This window comes from Candidatus Bathyarchaeia archaeon, assembly GCA_035283685.1.
Taxonomy (GTDB): Archaea; Thermoproteota; Bathyarchaeia; order Bathyarchaeales; family Bathyarchaeaceae; genus DATETJ01.
Genome location: DATETJ010000002.1, coordinates 502,191 through 518,394 on the forward strand (window position 1 = coordinate 502,191; position 16,204 = coordinate 518,394).

At 46.1% G+C, this 16,204-nt stretch carries 15 protein-coding genes and 1 pseudogene; all 16 read left to right on the forward strand.

From position 1 onward, the window contains the following. Positions 1–106 precede the first annotated feature (106 nt). Positions 107–307 carry a hypothetical protein gene (locus tag VJ249_02780; protein HKZ93494.1) on the forward strand — a complete coding sequence of 67 codons (201 nt, stop codon included), beginning with the start codon at positions 107–109 and terminating at the stop codon, positions 305–307. A 36-nt stretch (positions 308–343) separates the two neighbouring features. After that, positions 344–565 (forward strand): annotated as a pseudogene (locus VJ249_02785) (type II toxin-antitoxin system mRNA interferase toxin, RelE/StbE family). 364 nt (positions 566–929) lie between these two features. Continuing rightward, on the forward strand, positions 930–3,557 hold the full coding sequence (locus VJ249_02790) for a S8 family serine peptidase (protein ID HKZ93495.1): 2,628 nt from the start codon (positions 930–932) through the stop codon (positions 3,555–3,557). 75 nt (positions 3,558–3,632) lie between these two features. Further along, complete coding sequence (locus tag VJ249_02795) at positions 3,633–4,544, forward strand: exosortase/archaeosortase family protein (GenBank protein ID HKZ93496.1); 912 nt, start codon at positions 3,633–3,635, stop codon at positions 4,542–4,544. 174 nt (positions 4,545–4,718) lie between these two features. Continuing rightward, on the forward strand, positions 4,719–5,060 hold the full coding sequence (locus VJ249_02800; protein HKZ93497.1) for a hypothetical protein: 342 nt from the start codon (positions 4,719–4,721) through the stop codon (positions 5,058–5,060). Positions 5,061–5,100: 40 nt separating this feature from the next. Then, positions 5,101–5,991: a glycosyltransferase family 2 protein gene (locus VJ249_02805; protein HKZ93498.1), complete on the forward strand. Its 891-nt coding sequence runs from the start codon at positions 5,101–5,103 to the stop codon at positions 5,989–5,991. A 40-nt stretch (positions 5,992–6,031) separates the two neighbouring features. Continuing rightward, positions 6,032–6,865 carry a polysaccharide deacetylase family protein gene (locus tag VJ249_02810; GenBank protein ID HKZ93499.1) on the forward strand — a complete coding sequence of 278 codons (834 nt, stop codon included), beginning with the start codon at positions 6,032–6,034 and terminating at the stop codon, positions 6,863–6,865. Continuing rightward, positions 6,865–7,500, forward strand: coding sequence for a class I SAM-dependent methyltransferase (locus VJ249_02815; GenBank protein HKZ93500.1), 636 nt, complete (start codon positions 6,865–6,867; stop codon positions 7,498–7,500). The genes VJ249_02810 and VJ249_02815 overlap by 1 nt, the downstream gene beginning before the upstream one ends. Before the next feature lie 24 nt (positions 7,501–7,524). Next, on the forward strand, positions 7,525–8,658 hold the full coding sequence (locus VJ249_02820) for a glycosyltransferase family 4 protein (protein HKZ93501.1): 1,134 nt from the start codon (positions 7,525–7,527) through the stop codon (positions 8,656–8,658). A 49-nt stretch (positions 8,659–8,707) separates the two neighbouring features. Then, positions 8,708–9,844 carry a DegT/DnrJ/EryC1/StrS family aminotransferase gene (locus tag VJ249_02825; protein HKZ93502.1) on the forward strand — a complete coding sequence of 379 codons (1,137 nt, stop codon included), beginning with the start codon at positions 8,708–8,710 and terminating at the stop codon, positions 9,842–9,844. 24 nt (positions 9,845–9,868) lie between these two features. Continuing rightward, entirely contained in the window at positions 9,869–10,768 is a 900-nt protein-coding gene (locus VJ249_02830) for an NAD-dependent epimerase/dehydratase family protein (protein HKZ93503.1), read from the forward strand. A gap of 122 nt (positions 10,769–10,890) precedes the next feature. Further along, complete coding sequence (locus VJ249_02835) at positions 10,891–11,619, forward strand: class I SAM-dependent methyltransferase (GenBank protein HKZ93504.1); 729 nt, start codon at positions 10,891–10,893, stop codon at positions 11,617–11,619. Positions 11,620–11,671: 52 nt separating this feature from the next. Then, on the forward strand, positions 11,672–12,772 hold the full coding sequence (locus VJ249_02840; GenBank protein ID HKZ93505.1) for a glycosyltransferase: 1,101 nt from the start codon (positions 11,672–11,674) through the stop codon (positions 12,770–12,772). A gap of 24 nt (positions 12,773–12,796) precedes the next feature. Beyond that, a complete protein-coding gene (locus VJ249_02845) occupies positions 12,797–13,807 on the forward strand; it encodes a GNAT family N-acetyltransferase (GenBank protein ID HKZ93506.1) in 1,011 nt (336 codons plus the stop codon). 4 nt (positions 13,808–13,811) lie between these two features. Beyond that, positions 13,812–14,936, forward strand: coding sequence for a glycosyltransferase family 4 protein (locus VJ249_02850; protein ID HKZ93507.1), 1,125 nt, complete (start codon positions 13,812–13,814; stop codon positions 14,934–14,936). Then, positions 14,933–16,204 carry a glycosyltransferase gene (locus VJ249_02855; protein ID HKZ93508.1) on the forward strand — a complete coding sequence of 424 codons (1,272 nt, stop codon included), beginning with the start codon at positions 14,933–14,935 and terminating at the stop codon, positions 16,202–16,204. Before VJ249_02850 ends, VJ249_02855 begins: the two co-directional genes overlap by 4 nt.

Consider the following 16,204-nt stretch of genomic DNA (forward strand, 5'->3'; position numbering starts at 1 on the left):
CAAGTCCATAACATATTATGACAGTCACCCCAAAAAGGAAAAACCCGCAACTAGCAATAACAATATTACTGAGACGTTCAATATTATCCAACGGAGCGTTTGGCAAATGGCGAAAGGGATAGTTATCCCCACTGAAATGTTCCAAAAAATGCTGAATACATATTATAGAATGGAGCAAATAATCGCGACTCTTGAAACAATGGCAGACAAAGAAACAATGAAAGCCGTTAAAAAGAGCAAAGAAGAAATCCAAAAAGGAGAATTTATCGAGTGCAAAATCGACGAATTAAACAAGGTTTTGAGCTGAAGCATGGCGTACAAAGCCTGATTCTCCAGAACCTTTCTCAAAAAAGAAAAGAAAATGCCAAAGCAAATAAACGATAGGATTGCAGAGGCTGTCAAACAAATCTTAGTAGACCCACACCGAGGAGTTGCGCTCATAGGCGACCTCAAAGGTTTATGGCGACACAGAGTGGGAGACTACAGAATCATATATGAAATCAATGAAAAAGAAAAACTCATCACATTTCATTTTGTAAAGCTACGCAAGAAAGTCTACCAATAAGTTGGATGAATAAGCAATAAACGTGCTCACTTATCTACTAGGCGAAAACTACGGCAAAACCGCATAAAAACTAACAATCTTCTAGAACATAATAAACCGCAATCTTATAACACAGAGCAACAGCATTATTACACATACCAACAGAGAGAAAGGAGGAAAAACCATACCGCTCACACCATCGGACAGAATAAACCCCAAAACACACAGCAAGAAAAAACTCCTTTCCACACTCATCATAACATCACTTCTTCTCACCGCAACTATTTTCACCATTCAAAGCACAGGCTTCAGTCCAGAGTCACAAAAGAGTCAAACTCTCGAGCAAGTTCCAACTGAAACCACCAACCTCGAATTCAAACCCACCATGCAAAAACCACAATGGGCAGATCAAGACAACAACGCCATCGCAGACACACTTGACACAGAAATCCTACAACGAACGTTCAACCAGACAGCAGACAACTACGCAAACGTCACAGTAATGCTCAAAAACCCACCCACCTTCCAAAACGCCGACCTCTTCACACAAAACAACGGCTACCTCATCACACAACCGTGGACACACGCATTATACGGATTCGGCGGACACATACCCTACAACCAAATCAACAACTACATCCAAGCCGATCAAAACGTTCTCCTGATAGAAAAACAACAAAGAAGCCAAGCCCACATCGCCTACGCAGCAAGACAAATAGGCGCACGAACATACGTCTGGAACAACCTAAGCCTACAAGGCGACCCACAAACAAGCATAGCCATACTAGACACAGGCTTAGACGACTCACACCCAGACTTCACACCGGGCTACGGAGACCTAAACTTCAGCAAAAAAATAGTCGGCTGGAACGACCAAATCTCCCCCGGCACAACCTCACCGTACGATGATAACGGACACGGCTCACACGTAGCCGGACTAGCCACAGGAACAGGATTCGTCCTCACAAACGCCAGCAACGGCAACGCACTCGCAACATGGAGCGCCGGACTCGGAGCTATTAGCCCCTCAGGTACCTACATAATAACGGGATTCATGGTCAACAAAACTGGAACGATAAGAGTCAACGTAAAATGGAGAAATGCAGGCATCCCAGGTACTGGAACGATGAGCAGGTTAAGCCTAAGCGACGGAGACAAGTCGCTCGACCAACAATTTGATTGGCGAACAAGAGCCTTCGTTAATACACCCAGCGAAGACGTTTGGTACGGAACCACGTACCCTGTTTCCACACTGCCAGCAGGTGGATATAACAAATGGCACATCTTACTCTCCTTTGCAGCTGGCCTAGGAGACAACTTTTACGTAACCATAAGGCTGTCTTGGCCTTATACACCGCCATCTGACGGATACCAAGCTTGGACAGGCATAGCTCCACAAACAAGACTCGTGGGACTTAAAGTCCTAGATAACACTGGAGGCGGATGGGACTACCAATTCCTCAACGCAATAGACTGGATAATCGCAAACAAGGAAACATACCACATAGTAATAGCTAGCATGAGCCTAGGCTTCGGCGCCGAAGTAACTGCGGCGAACGAAGCAATAGTCAACCTCGTCAATAGCGGCGTTACAACTATAGTCTCAGCTGGCAACAGCGGAGGAGACGGCAACAACAGAATCCACACACCAGGATCTGTTGACGAAGCATTAACCGTAGCCGCCTTAAACCAATTCGACAACTTAGCCTCCTATAGCAGCGAAGGCGGCACATCCTACTACCAGGGCAACACAATAAAACCCGACATCGCCGCACCAGGCGGCAGCTTCCTCGCCACACCCTTAATGAGTGCAGACACAAACGACAACGACGCCGAAGGCACATGGACAGACTTTCCACTCAACGACGCAGCACCAATGCAAGGAACATCCATGTCCGCACCCGTAGTCTCAGGCGCAGCAAGCATAGTTATACAAGCCATGGGCGGATTCTCCAACTGGCAATACACCAGAACCCAAGCCCTACAACCCAAAATGATACTGCTAATGACAGCCACAGAAACCTACCCATTATATCGCGAACCCTTCTCAGCATATTCACCCACGCTGCAACGCGGCGGCAAAGACCAACACGAAGGATACGGCAGACTCAACCTCGACGCAGCCGTAGACGCACTACTAAAAACACACCAAATCGGAACCACTGTCACAGCCACCTTAGGAAGACCACCCGCAATCACAGACATAGCCACGCTTGGGCAAAAACTCGCATGGGCACGAAAAGTCCAGCTTACACCCGACGTCAAATACAACTTCACGCTAACCGTGCCAGCAGGCGCCGACTACGACCTATACCTCTACAACAGCACAGGCACCTCTTACGGAGAACCAAGCATCGTAACGAAAAGCACAACCGCCACAACAGGAGGACAAGAACAAATAATACTCAACAACGCACCCTACAACGGAACCTACTACCTCATAGTCAAAAGAGCCCGAGCAGACACAGGAACCGGCACATTCACCCTGCGAAGCAAAGCAACACCAAACCACGAAATAACCACCCAAACAGTCGAACCAAATCCACTCTCAGTTTACCCCACCGACACGGTGAACATAACAGTCACAGTCAAGAATAATGGGCTAAGCACAGAATCATTCAACGTAACCGCATTCTACAACACCACAGCCATTGACACCCAACCAGTTTGGAATCTACCCCCCAACAACACAACAACCCTCAACTTTACATGGAACACAGCAGGAGATGCCCCAAGCCACTACACCATCAAAGCACAAGCAGACGCAGTGCCAAACGAATACAACGCCACAGACAACACCTACACATACATAGGAACAGTCACAGTCAAGCTACCAGGTGACGCAAACGGCGACGACACAGTGAACGCAGACGACCTTGCCATCTTCCAACCAACGTTCGGCGCCACGCTAACCTCAATCAACTGGAATCCCGAATGCGACTTCAACAGAGACAACATCATAGACGCCCGCGACCTCAGACTGTTAGGCAGAAACTACGGCAGAGCAATATAATCGGAAAGGAAAACCTGCATATAGTTTAAAACCAACAAAATCACCATTTACTATGAGAGAAGGGTTTCCTCCACGTTGAAAAACCTAAAGTTACACAGCACGTTCAGGGACAAGGTAAACGCGTTTCTAATCCTTGCCTTTATGCCCCTGCTTCCCCTGATGTACTACAGATACGCCTACTTCAACGACCCGGTCGGATCCCTCATACCCTTATATGGCCTCCTCATAATCGCAATGAAAAAAGACCAGTTTTCAAACCTTATGTTATCCGCAAACCACTTTCAAAGAGTCATCGGCATCATCATCGTTGTCAGCAGCTTTTTCATCTACTATGCAATTGCACCCATCATTCCAACCGCAGGCTTTTACGGACTGGCAAACTACACTGTCTATCTGTTAGGTCTCCTTCTGGCGTTCTTCAAAATCTCAGCGTTCAAGCAAGCATTTTCAGCCCTTTTCTTAATAACAGCCAGCGGTTTCACAGGTCTAACATTCCGATGGATTGAATATCAAATAACGCCCACCGTTCCCAACTATGTATCTCTGTTCTCCTCTGTACTGGGGGTCTTCGGAATCAACAATGCAGTACGCACTCCATTGTCCATCGACCTCTACACTCCACAGGGTCGTTTGCCCGTATATTTCGAAGCCGGATGTTTAGGAATCTATAGCGTCATCGTCTTTTCAATAATCATCGTAGTAACAATGGTTGAGACGCCAGTCAGCAAACGAACAAAGTTGTTATGGTCTTTTGCTGGCGCGATAGGCGTTTACCTCCTCAACATTGTTAGACTGCTCATAGTTGTCGCGTCCATGTATTTTTACGGCTACGACTTCGGACAACAGGTCCACCAAGTCATAGGCTACGCTCTATTCCTATCGTGGCTCGCAATCTTTCTCTTACTCTTCAATAAACGACAGACCATCATTGGCAAAGTCCAACTAGTTCAACGAAAATTCACGGATAGCCTCAACCGAGCAATCTAGCCGCATTATTAGATAGGATGCCGGCACATTTACTTCCATAACCTTTTCAGATGAAACAAAAACGTGATTCCACGCCAACCAGTATAGGACTAGCATATATCGAATTATGAAAGCAATCTTTATAGCAACCGCTTTCATTCTTCTTAGTGAGGCAGAGACGAGAGGAAGGACTGTTTGTTTACGAGGCAAAGTCTGGCGGACTTTAAATCTAAAGCCATAAAAAAGGGAATCTGGTATGAAACACTGTCAAAAGCAGAAAGAGCCATCGTCGACCTGACAATAAAATGTGTAGAGAAAGTCAGAAGTCTAGTATTGTCCAGAACCATCGCAAGAATTCTCAACAAGATCGCCACCAGCCTCGAAAACACCTTTCTTCAAAAGGCAGATAGAATAGGCAACCAACTCGCCCAGCGACTCAGCCAAGTCGCTGAAAAATGGGGCAACAAGACCGCTCCAAAGTGGAGAACCGACAGAAAATTCATCAAGTTTCTCGGAGTCACAGCGCTCAACACATGACTCCACGGCTGAGCTACCTAACGATAGGAGAGAGCAACACTTGATAGTCGCATGCATCCCAGCACACAACGAAGAGAAAACAATAGCCCGCGTCATCTTAGAGGCGCAAAAATATGTCTCCTCGGTAATTGTATGCGATGATGGCTCAACCGATTTAACCGGCACTATTGCCCACAGGCTAGGCGCTCTGGTTATTCATCATGAAGAAAACCTAGGCTACGGAGCTGCTTTGCGCAGTCTATTTAAGAAAGCTAAGGAAATGGAAGCCGATGTAGTGTTAACCCTTGATGCAGACGGTCAACACGATCCCGGCGAAATCCCAAATTTAATCGAGCCCGTCTTGGAGCATAAAGCTGACATAGTGTTCGGTTCACGATTCCTCCAAAAACACAATCGCGTTCCAACATATCGACGCTTCGGCATAAAACTGTTGACCAAAATGAGCAACGGGTCACTCAAGAACGGTGTCTCCGATGCGCAATGCGGCTTCAGAGTGTACAACAAAGCCGCAATTCAAAAACTCGAACTATCCGAGGAAGGCATGGGAATTAGCGCAGAAATACTTCGGAAAGCCAAACAACTAGACTTGAGAATCGCAGAAGTGCCAGTGCAAGTAAACTACAAGACCGTGGAATCCTCAAGCCAGAATCCAGTTAGTCATGGTCTGGGCGTTCTGTCAACAATTATTCGGCTAGTTGTTGAAGAAAGACCTCTTTTGTGCCTGGGCGTTCCTGGCGCTATCCTTCTAGCTATTGGAGTAGGCTTCGGGATCTGGACGCTCCAGCTGTTCACCATTGAAAGGCGTATAGTTACAAACGTGGCATTGGCTTCAATTTCTTTCGCCCTTGTGGGGATATTCACCTTGTTTACAGCCATAACACTGTACGCCATCGCGAGACTATTCCAAAAGCAAGCTGCTCAACGTTCTTGAGTAAAGGTCGCGCACACAAGGATTATCATAATTGGCGACAATGCTGAACATTCTGACAATCGATCTGGAAGAATTACACCACGCGGAATATGTCAGAGCAAAGTCCTTTGAGCGCAAAGATGACAATTCGAAAAACGACCTCGAAAGAACCTTAACCCTACTTCGAAAACACAACGTACAAGCAACTTTTTTTGTTGTTGGCGAACTAGTGGAAAAACACCCGGAGCTCCTTTCTTCGATAAGAGAGGATGATCATGAAGTGGCTTTTCACGCGTTTTACCACGAACCGATGTGGCAGAAATCTGCTGAAACCTTTAGACTTGAAATTGACAAGTTCAACAAGATCACAGGCGAGCCGAGCCTAGGCTTCCGTGCGCCATCTTTCTCCGTCGACGAAAGGACCATATGGGTTCTAGACGTGCTCGAAGAGGCAGGGTTCAAATATGATTCGAGCATTTTCCCTGCGAGAACTCCCCTTTATGGTGTCACTAACGCTCCATTGAAGCCCTACAAACCAAGCCATGAAAAAGTAAATGTTGAAGACAATGACGCGGAGTTATGGGAATTCCCCCTCCACGTGCATAAGTTGGCCTTTCTACGATTTCCAATGGCGGGAGGCTTCTATCTCCGTTTTCTACCCACGTGGCTCATGGCTAGATCTGTAGGAAAGGCAAACGATGACGGCCGCCCTGCTGTGATATACGCTCACACATGGGAACTCAATCCAGAGACTCCGAAGCTTAATCTTGGACTGTACAGGTCATTTGTAACCTTTCACAATTTGAAAAAAACCGTGTCAAGACTAGATCGACTGCTGTCCAAGTTCAAGTTCTCCAGCGTGGAAAACTACATGAATAAAGTGGGACTACTCTGATGGGATATTCAGAGAAAGATTACTGGGACCAGGCGGCCCAAGAGTTCGATTCGTTCTACAGTGAAGAGAAAGCCGCGTTGAAGAGGACGATTGACAAGATTTTCCGCAAAGCCATGACTGAAAGATTCCATCTCACGCTTGAAGAATGCAAAAACGTAAAGGGAAAACAGATAGTCGACGTAGGCTGCGGAAGCGGCCGATTAGCTGTGGAACTGGCAAAAAGAGGTGCCTATGTAACCGGCATCGACTTCTCCCAGAAAATGATCGACATGGCAAAAACAATGGCTGAGGAAGCAGGGGTACAAGGCAACTGTACATTCATACGGGACGATTATGCAGACCACGTTTTCAAACAGAAATTTGACATCTCGATCGCCTTAGGATTCTTTGACTACACCAAAGATCCCGCTTTTTTTGTCAAGAAAATGAGATCGATGACCACAGGGAAATGCATAACATCCTTTCCAGCAAAGCTTGCATTTCAAGTTCCACTTCGAATGATCTGGTTGCGCTGCAGAAACTGCCCGGTTTATTTCTACACCAAAAACCAGCTAAAACGTCTTTTTGCTCCACACTTTTCACACTATAAAATAAAGAACATTAGCGCTGTGTACTTCTGCGTGGCTTCTGTCTAGTCAGACTGGGCAATGGTATCCAGTTTGAACGTTTTGTTGGCAGCTGAATACTACCTAGCAAACCCTGATTTTGTGAGGTTAGGAGAAGAGCTTGCCCTGAGAAACCACAACGTGACTGTTGCGTCGTCCCTAAGACCGGTGGATCGTTTTCCATCAAAGACTAATGTTAAACTATCCGAAATCAACCCTATAATTTCAATCTACAGAATCCCCCACACACTATCATTTCCCGTAAGCAAAATCTGCAGAACAGCCAAAGCTCACAACAGCGACGTGATTCATGCCATAAACGATCACTCCACGAATGTAGCTACTGCCGCCTTAGTTGCTGTCGCTACAAGGAGACCATTTGTGTACACAATTCAAGGCCCAGGCACACGAACTGGGAATCCACTAGTGGACACCGTTGTCTCGACTTATGATCTGACCTTTGAACGATGGATGGCTAAACAAGCTAGGAAGGTTATTTTGCTCTCAGGCGGCTTGTTCTCAACTGTGGAGAAGTTAAGGGTTAGGAAGGAAAAGGTCGCCGTTGTTCCCTCGGGCATTGATTCCACGATCTACGATCGTGAGCGTTCTGAAGTGAAAAAAGAGGCAACAAAGCTAAGGAACGAATTGGAAATCGGAGATGAAGTGGTTATAGGCTTCGCTGGAAGACTGGTTCCAGCCAAAGGCTTGACTTACCTTTTCTCAGCTGTCAAGCAAATCGAAGACAAGCATCCCAATATCGTACTTCTCATCGTTGGAGACGGCGCTCAGAGAAACGAATTGGAAGCATTAGCTAAGGGCATGAAGATAAGAACCATTTTTGCAGGTTGGCAGCGCAACATACTGCCCTTCTATGCTTTGATGGATATCTTTGTTTTGCCTTCTCTGTATGAAGGACTGCCAAATGTGGTTCTTGAAGCTATGGCCATGAAAACAGCTGTGGTGGCAACTGACGTGGGAGGTAACCCGGATGTTCTCGCTAATGACGAAAACGGATTCCTTGTACCCGTGAAGAATGTTCCAAAGCTTGCTTCGGCTTTAGCGACACTTGTGGAGGATGAGGCTTTGCGTGAGAGAATGGGCATCACGAATAGGCAAAAGGTCGAGAGCGATTTTCAGTGGAGCCGCACGGTTGAGAAGATTGAAAAGATTTATTATGAAGTCGTCTAATGTCTCTGAACAAAAGATTCTTTGATCTTTAAGTAAAGAGGAAGAATCGATGAGCCGTAAGGAGATTCCGCCAGTCAAACCGTATTTCCCGCCTGAAGACGTCCAGACCATCCAGAAAGACGTTGAGAAAATCTTGAACTCGGGAATGCTGACTCTCGGCGAATATACAAGGCGTTTTGAGGAAGAATACGCCAAACTGTGCGGGACCAAGCATGCCGTCGCTGTGAACTCAGGAACCTCTGCCCTTGAGATTGTTTTGCGTGCGTTGGGTCTAAAACCAAGCGACGAGGTTTTGGTTCCAACTAATACATTTAGCGCCACTGCAGCTGTTGTTGTCATCGTTGGTGGGAAACCTGTTTTTACGGACATTAGTGCAGAGTCGCTTTGCATAGATGCTGAAAGTGTGCAAAAGAATCTGACAAACAAAACGAAGGCAGTGATTGCGGTACACATTGGCGGATTAGTCTGTCCAGATATCAAAGCAATTCGAGAAATATGCGAAGATCACAAGATCTTATTGGTAGAAGATGCGGCTCACGCGCAAGGCAGCTTATTGGAGAGGAAGGCTGCAGGTTCATTTGGCAAAGCGGGCTGCTTTAGTTTCTATCCAACTAAGGTAATTACCACCGGCGAAGGCGGAATTATCACAACGGACAGCAGTGACTTGGCTCAAAAAGCAATGGTACTACGTGATCAGGGAAAAGAGAACTTCAGCAGCAACATCATAATTGAAATAGGCTACAATTGGAGAATGGACGAAATTAGCGCTGCTATCGGGTTAACGCAACTTCATCGCCTTCCCGACTTTATCAAACGTCGAAACGGGATAGCGCATTATTTTGACAAGAATCTTGCGAATGCGGGTGGACTCAAGCCTTTGCGCATTCCCGAGAATGCGGTAAGCAATTACTACAAGTACGTGGCTTTTGTCGCGCCTGAAATCCAGCGTGACATGTTTAAGCAAAGGCTGCGGGAGAAAGGCGTGAGGCCCAGCGGTGAGGTGTATTGGCCACCGTTGCACATGGAGCCGGTCTACAAGCGTTTGCTTGAGGTTAAGGAAGGCGACTTTCCAGTGGCTGAAGACCTGTGTGCGAGGATGGTTTGCTTGCCCATGTATAGTCAGATGACGTTTGATGAAGCTGAATATGTAGTTGAAAAAGTCAAAGAGGTTTTGGCGGAAATTTGATGTGCACAAGGAGACATTGCTAGTTTGCGAGTTCTTGTAACTGGCGGTTCGGGTTTCATCGGCAGTCACGTAGTTGACAAATTAGTTGAGAACGGCTACGAAGTGCGCGTGTTTGACAGGGTTAAGCCTCTTCGCGAAGACGTGCAGTGGTTTAACGGTGACCTTCTCAACGAGAAAGATGTGCTGGAAGCCTGCAAAGACATAGAGGCTATCTACCATTTAGCCGCCATTGCAGACGTTAACGTGGCGCTGTCACATTTCGACGTATGTCTGATGGTTAACGAAATGGGCACGATGAATTTTCTGAAGTCGGCGACCGCTGAAGAAGTTGAACGAATAGTCCTAGCCTCTACCTCATGGGTTTATGGAAAAACCAAAGGCGTAGTTACAGAAGAAACGCCGATTCCCTTTCCCGACCACATTTACACAAAGACAAAAATTGGGCAAGAGCACCTGCTGTTTTCATGGCATAAGCACCACGGCTTACCTTACACGATCTTAAGGTTTGACATTCCGTATGGACCCCGTATGAGGTCTAATATGGCAATTTCCATCTTTGTCCGAAGGGCACTGCGGAAGGAGCCAATCACCATTTTTGGTGATGGCAGACAGGGACGCTGCTGGATTTATGTTGAAGATTTGGCCGAGGGCAATGTTGCTGCATTGGCTGAAGGCGGCAAGAACCAGATTATCAATCTCGCTGGTCCTGAGTTCATAACAATGAATCAAATCGCTGACGCTCTGAAAGAGATTTTTGGCGACATTCCACTAAAGTACGAGCCTGCCCGTCCGCATGATTTTGAGGGTTCGATTACTAATATTGAGAGGGCTAGGGCACTACTCAAGTGGACACCGAAGACACCGTTTAGTGAAGGATTACGCAAGTACGTCGAACATGTTAAGAGTATCCCCACAGAGAGATAACAAGCTCTTATGCGCACTCCTCCCCTCTTCCTCAAAAGAGGCCGCAAGAAGCGAGAGCACGTTTGCCTCCTTCGGACACTGAAGTCAAGAGATAATGCCAAAATCCTAGGAGACGGAGTTTATTGAGTGAAAAAAACAAGAGAGCAAAGAGATGGAAAGAAGCTCAAGAGAGCGAGTTCAAATTTTACTCGCACATCAAAAAGGAAGAGAAATTTTCAAAAGATTTTAGCTACTCCCCGAATGCCTTGAACTACAAATTTGAACGATGGGGAATCAGAGATTTTGATGGAAATACAATACTGGAGGTGGGGTGCAACGTCTTTGGGCCACTTCACTACATTCGTGGCAAAGGAACTTTCAAAGTGGGTATCGACCCTTTGCTAGGGACACTGTATGAGGAAGTTGCGGCGAAAGACATTTTCTATATCAGGGGCGTCGGTGAGAACCTGCCGTTTGGCGATGAAGAATTCGATGTGGTACTATGCCACAATGTGCTTGACCATGTGAATAACCCTAGGAAAGCTGTTGAGGAAATTCACAGAGTTCTAAAACCGCGGGGGGCATTCCTGCTTTGTGTAAATACCCACCCTAATATTATTCGAATGTTTAGTCCTGTCTTAAACAGTCTCGATAAGGAGCACCCTTATCATTTGGGTTCAGGTCAGATCCAGAACATTGTCAGATCGCACCGCTTCAACATCAACAAATTTGTCACGGTTAAAGGATTTGATACATCTGAGCCAAAATATGGCCTGCTGAAACGATTGCTGAAATCCTTTAAGTTGAAGCCCTTTTTTGCGTTCTTCTTGATAAGTACACTATACATCACAGCAACGAAGTCAAAAGAATGAAACGCTTCCATGCTTCGCCTGTACAGCTTTCCATGAGAAGACGTGATTAATAGTGAAGACAAGATTCTGCTTCGTCACTGAAGCTGACCTTGACAGAAAGGGAGTAGGTGGAGTCATAACTGATCAACAAATGTTAAGGTGTCTGAGAAAGTCCGGCGATGTCGATGTAATCTACCTCAAGAGAATAAGACTAAGATCTACTTTCTTAGCTCTCATTGTCTTCTTCTTTCAGATTCTAAAAAGCTTCTCCAAACCCTACCATGCATACTTTTCAAGAGGCTTGATCACGTCTTTTTTCCTAGTTTCGCTAAACTCATTTACTTTGAGAAGCAGAAAAATTGTGCACAGGGCGTTATCTGTTCCTTTAGGTTCCCGAGAGGTAAGGTTCTTGAGGTATGGAAGAATGGAATCTCTTCTTAGGCATACCCTGTTTGTTTTTCTTGAACGCATAGTGTACTCCAGGGTTGATATCGTAACTGTTGCGGCTGACATGTATAGACGAGAACTAATTAAGGCGGGTGTAGACGGAGAGAAAGTCTGTATAATGAACTTTACTGCGGGTGACGAGTTCTTCGATCAACCTCTCAAAGGCGATGCGAAGCCGGTATTCCGCTTCTGCTACGTGGGCGGCTTTCACCGTTACCAGGATCTGCAACCAATGCTTGAAGCCTTCGAAACATTCAGCAAAAAACGCAAAGATGTCGAGCTAGTTCTTGTGGGTGAAGGTCCACAAAGGCCTTTTCTTGAAAAAGAAGCAACAAAAAGAAGGTTAAGAAACAGTCTCAAATTTGCTGGAAAAATTTCTCACACATCTTTGCCTGATTTCCTGTCGAAAATCGATTGTTTTGTTTCGCTCACCCGCAAACCTGGCTTATCGATAAGCATAGTTGAAGCTGCTGCAGCAGGGAAGCCAATAATCGCATTTGCGCCTAAAAATAGTCTTAGTTATAGCAGCTATTTTACACACAAAAAGGAAATCTACTTAGTGCATTCTGTCTCCCCGGAGGAGATTGCTGATGCTATGACCCGATTGTATGAAGACTCAGATTTGAGAGGCACCTTAGGTCACGGGGCACGAAAGGTCGCAGAGCGGTACTTTAGCCAAGAAGTTGCACAAGTACAACTCGAGCAGCTTCTCCGGAAGGTTACATAAAATTCCTCGCTGAGAGAGATAGGCTTGTTCGTCTTTCTGACCGAAGCCCGCATCAAAAGCTCTTCTGACAAAATCGTGGTTCGTCGCATTAGAACTTGTGATTTTGTTCGCTTAGCTGAGATTCTGAATACAGCGTTCCAAAGAGAAATAGCTATTGTGGGCTTGGAAACAAACAGATTAATGGACTTCAGGAAATACCACACCTTCGTCGAAGTGCTCTATCCCATTTTTGATTTCTTTCATAGAGATTACTCAACAATTTTGGTTGCCTCCTTAAAGGACAAAGTTGTTGGCGAAGTACATGTTGTTCCACTCGGAAAAAGAATATGGACTATAGACTCCTTAGCAGCAGACCCTAATCGCAGCGGAAAAGGCGTTGGATTCAGCCTGATCAAAGGCTCTGTCGAATACATAGCAAAGAAAGGCGGAAAAAGGGCACTTAGCTCCATTCGAACAGACAATATGCCTGCACTAAAAATAGCCCAGAAACTCGGATTTCAACCCTATCAAAAATCAACGATGCTCTTCCACAGCGTGAAAGCCTCATCGTCGACAGTTGGAACTTCCAAAGACGGGTCAATACGAAAGTTGAAGTCCACTGACGCGCATAAAGTCTTCGAGATTTGCAAAGCTTCAAATCCAACGAGGGTATATGAGCGAGAGCTACAGCCCAAGGATTTTGAAATTCACTTGCTTAACTCTCCGTCTGAGTGGATGCAAAACCGACTGACGCAAGTAAACTCTGAAAAGCTTGTGGTTGAGTCAAAAGGCGAAATCGTGGCATATGCTCACCTCACATACACATCACCAAACGAAGCCGCAAGAATAGATCCGCTCTGCATATCCCTAAGCTCCGATGTCCCCAAGATAGTGGACATGTTGTTGAGACATACCGCAGATTTTCTTTCAGATAAAGGAATTACCACGTTAATCACAACCGTGAATGACGAATGCCAAGAGATGATCAAGGTTCTCGAGCAAAAAGGATTTCGAAAAGTCGCATCCTTCCATGAAATAGTCAAGAACTTGTATTAGAATCATGGCTATCATCGCTTATCTTCACGATGGAACCAGCATCTACGACCACATGTTCCTAGAACACTTGGTAAAGAGAAACACAGTGTTTTTCCTAACCTTTCATCCCAAACCACGCTTCATCCCCAAAGAAGCTAGAGTAACAATAATGCGAGAACCCCTGTTGTTCCTCGCTGACAAAGCATGGATAGAGGGCATACGCATGTACACCCTATTCTTGCTTAGAACTCTTTTGGTAAAACTGGAACTGCGACGGATCAAACCTCAACTGGTCATAGGCTGTATGGCAACAAAATACGGGTTCTACGCAACCGCCACAAGCTTCAAACCAACCATTGCAATTGTTTGGGGGACCGACGTTCTCATCTCTCCCAGACGTTTCCTATTCTTCCGCTTCCTCGCAAAACACACGCTGAAAAAGGCAGACGCGGTCATACTGGACAGTAAGGTTCAAAAGAATGCCGCAGTACAACTCGGATGTAATCCGGACAAAATCCTCAAGTTTCCATGGTTCAATGAAGAGAGCGTCAAGTTAAAGTCGTCTCGAGAAGAAACCCGGGAAAAATTAGGCTGGTCTGACAATGTTATCATCCTCAGTGCCAGAAGCCATGAACCCCTATACGGAATCGAACACCTCATCGAAGCGATCCCGGAAATCATAAAGACCGAACCAAACGCAAGGTTTCTCATACTGGGACAAGGACGACTGACACCAACGCTCAAGGAACGAGTTAAACAACTTCAAGTGAGCCAGTACGTAAGATTCTTGGGACACATTCCACGAGACGAAGTCATCACTTACCTAAACTCCTCGGACATTAATGTATCAACATCGTTTTCGGACGGCACCTCAGCCAGCTTACTTGAAGCAATGGCTCTAGCAGTCCCATCAGTGGTCACGGACATCGCGGGTAACAAAGAATGGATAGAAAGCAACTATAATGGAATTCTCACGGCAACCAGGAACCCGAAAGACCTTGCAGGAAAAATAGTACACCTCGCGCAGAACCAGGACACAAGAAAGAGACTTGGAAAAAACGCTCAGACGACTATTGAGCAAAAGGTCGACTGGCAAAGAAACATGCAAACCTTTGATAGCCTAATTCAAGCACTAATAGATAAAAAATGAAGCCTAAACCTCGCTCCCTGCTGATAATAACCGAAGATTCGCCTGAATCATTTAGTCCCGCAGGGGAAAGAGTTCATCATCTGGCTCTGGCAGGCAAATCCGAGTTCAGCAAGGTGGCAGTTCTCGCCCTAAGACCATCGCAGAAACCAAAAGGCAGACATGCTAAGGGAAGCATTTCAGAATCAGGAGTTACGTTACACACCGTGAATTTCTCACGGGCTCTGCCTTACCCGTTTGTCAGTTTCTATGATCCAGTCAAAATGATAATGCTCCTAAGCCACGGACTAAGGATTGCGAGACGATTCAAACCCTCTCATATACTCGCTTCAATGCCCCCCTTAGAGACGGGCACAAGCGCTTGGTTGTTGGCAAAACTATTGGGGGTCAAGCTTCTTGTTGATCTTCGAGACGACTGGGAATCCTCCGTCAGCTCACAGCTCAAGCGTTACTTTCCAACTTCGCTTACCCGCTCTCTTTCCCTGGTTGCAAAGGAAGTGTACACTTCTGCCTCTGCGATTCTTACTGTCACGCAGACTATCAAAGACACTCTTCAAAGCCGCCTAGTTCAGACTCCGCTTCTATTGCTTCCAAATGGAGCTGATACCAGAATCTTCCATCCCATATCCAAAGAGGCTCGACACAAAGTAAGGATTGAATATTCGCTCCCGTTGGACAAGCTGGTAATAGCATATTGCGGTAGTGGCCTTACACCCTACTATCGCTTAGACCGACTCCTGACCTCAATGACACTGCTCTCCAAGAACGCTCTTGATAGCCTATTTTTTGTTTTTTACGTGTACAACGGCCACGCTCAATTGGACTCGCTCAAGCATCAGCTCAAAATCCAAGAGGGCGTCGTCGATATACGCAGTCCTCTGCCACGTTCCCAATTGGCTAAAGCTCTGGCTGCCTGCGACGTAGGGTTGGTGCCATTCGACTCCAAACCTTATCTTCTCTGCGCCCGTTCCACCAAACTGTACGAATACTCGAGTTCTGGGCTGTATGTCATCTGTAGTGGACCAAGAGGAGGAGAACTCGACACCTTCTTTTCGTCGAATCCTGAACTAGGATTGTTCACTTTGCCAGACGCCTCGAACTTCGCCCAAGTCTTCGGTCTAGTTTCTGAAAAAGCTGAGAACCTGTTAGAGGACTCTTCGAGGCAGTCGCGCTATGGGTTTATTAGACAGAATTATGATAGACAAACATTGATGCGAAAGAGCTTTAGAGAGCTATTCGAAACCGTAGAGAAAGCGAGAAGGCATCAATAG

What these genes read in the sequence shown, in the direction of transcription:
- VJ249_02780 (HKZ93494.1), top strand. Translation starts at nt 107, where the DNA reads ATGGCGAAAGGGATAGTTATCCCCACTGAAATGTTCCAAAAAATGCTG.
- VJ249_02790 (HKZ93495.1), top strand. Translation starts at nt 930, where the DNA reads ATGCAAAAACCACAATGGGCAGATCAAGACAACAACGCCATCGCAGAC.
- VJ249_02810 (HKZ93499.1), top strand. Translation starts at nt 6,032, where the DNA reads ATGCTGAACATTCTGACAATCGATCTGGAAGAATTACACCACGCGGAA.
- VJ249_02815 (HKZ93500.1), top strand. Translation starts at nt 6,865, where the DNA reads ATGGGATATTCAGAGAAAGATTACTGGGACCAGGCGGCCCAAGAGTTC.
- VJ249_02825 (HKZ93502.1), top strand. Translation starts at nt 8,708, where the DNA reads ATGAGCCGTAAGGAGATTCCGCCAGTCAAACCGTATTTCCCGCCTGAA.
- VJ249_02850 (HKZ93507.1), top strand. Translation starts at nt 13,812, where the DNA reads ATGGCTATCATCGCTTATCTTCACGATGGAACCAGCATCTACGACCAC.
- VJ249_02855 (HKZ93508.1), top strand. Translation starts at nt 14,933, where the DNA reads ATGAAGCCTAAACCTCGCTCCCTGCTGATAATAACCGAAGATTCGCCT.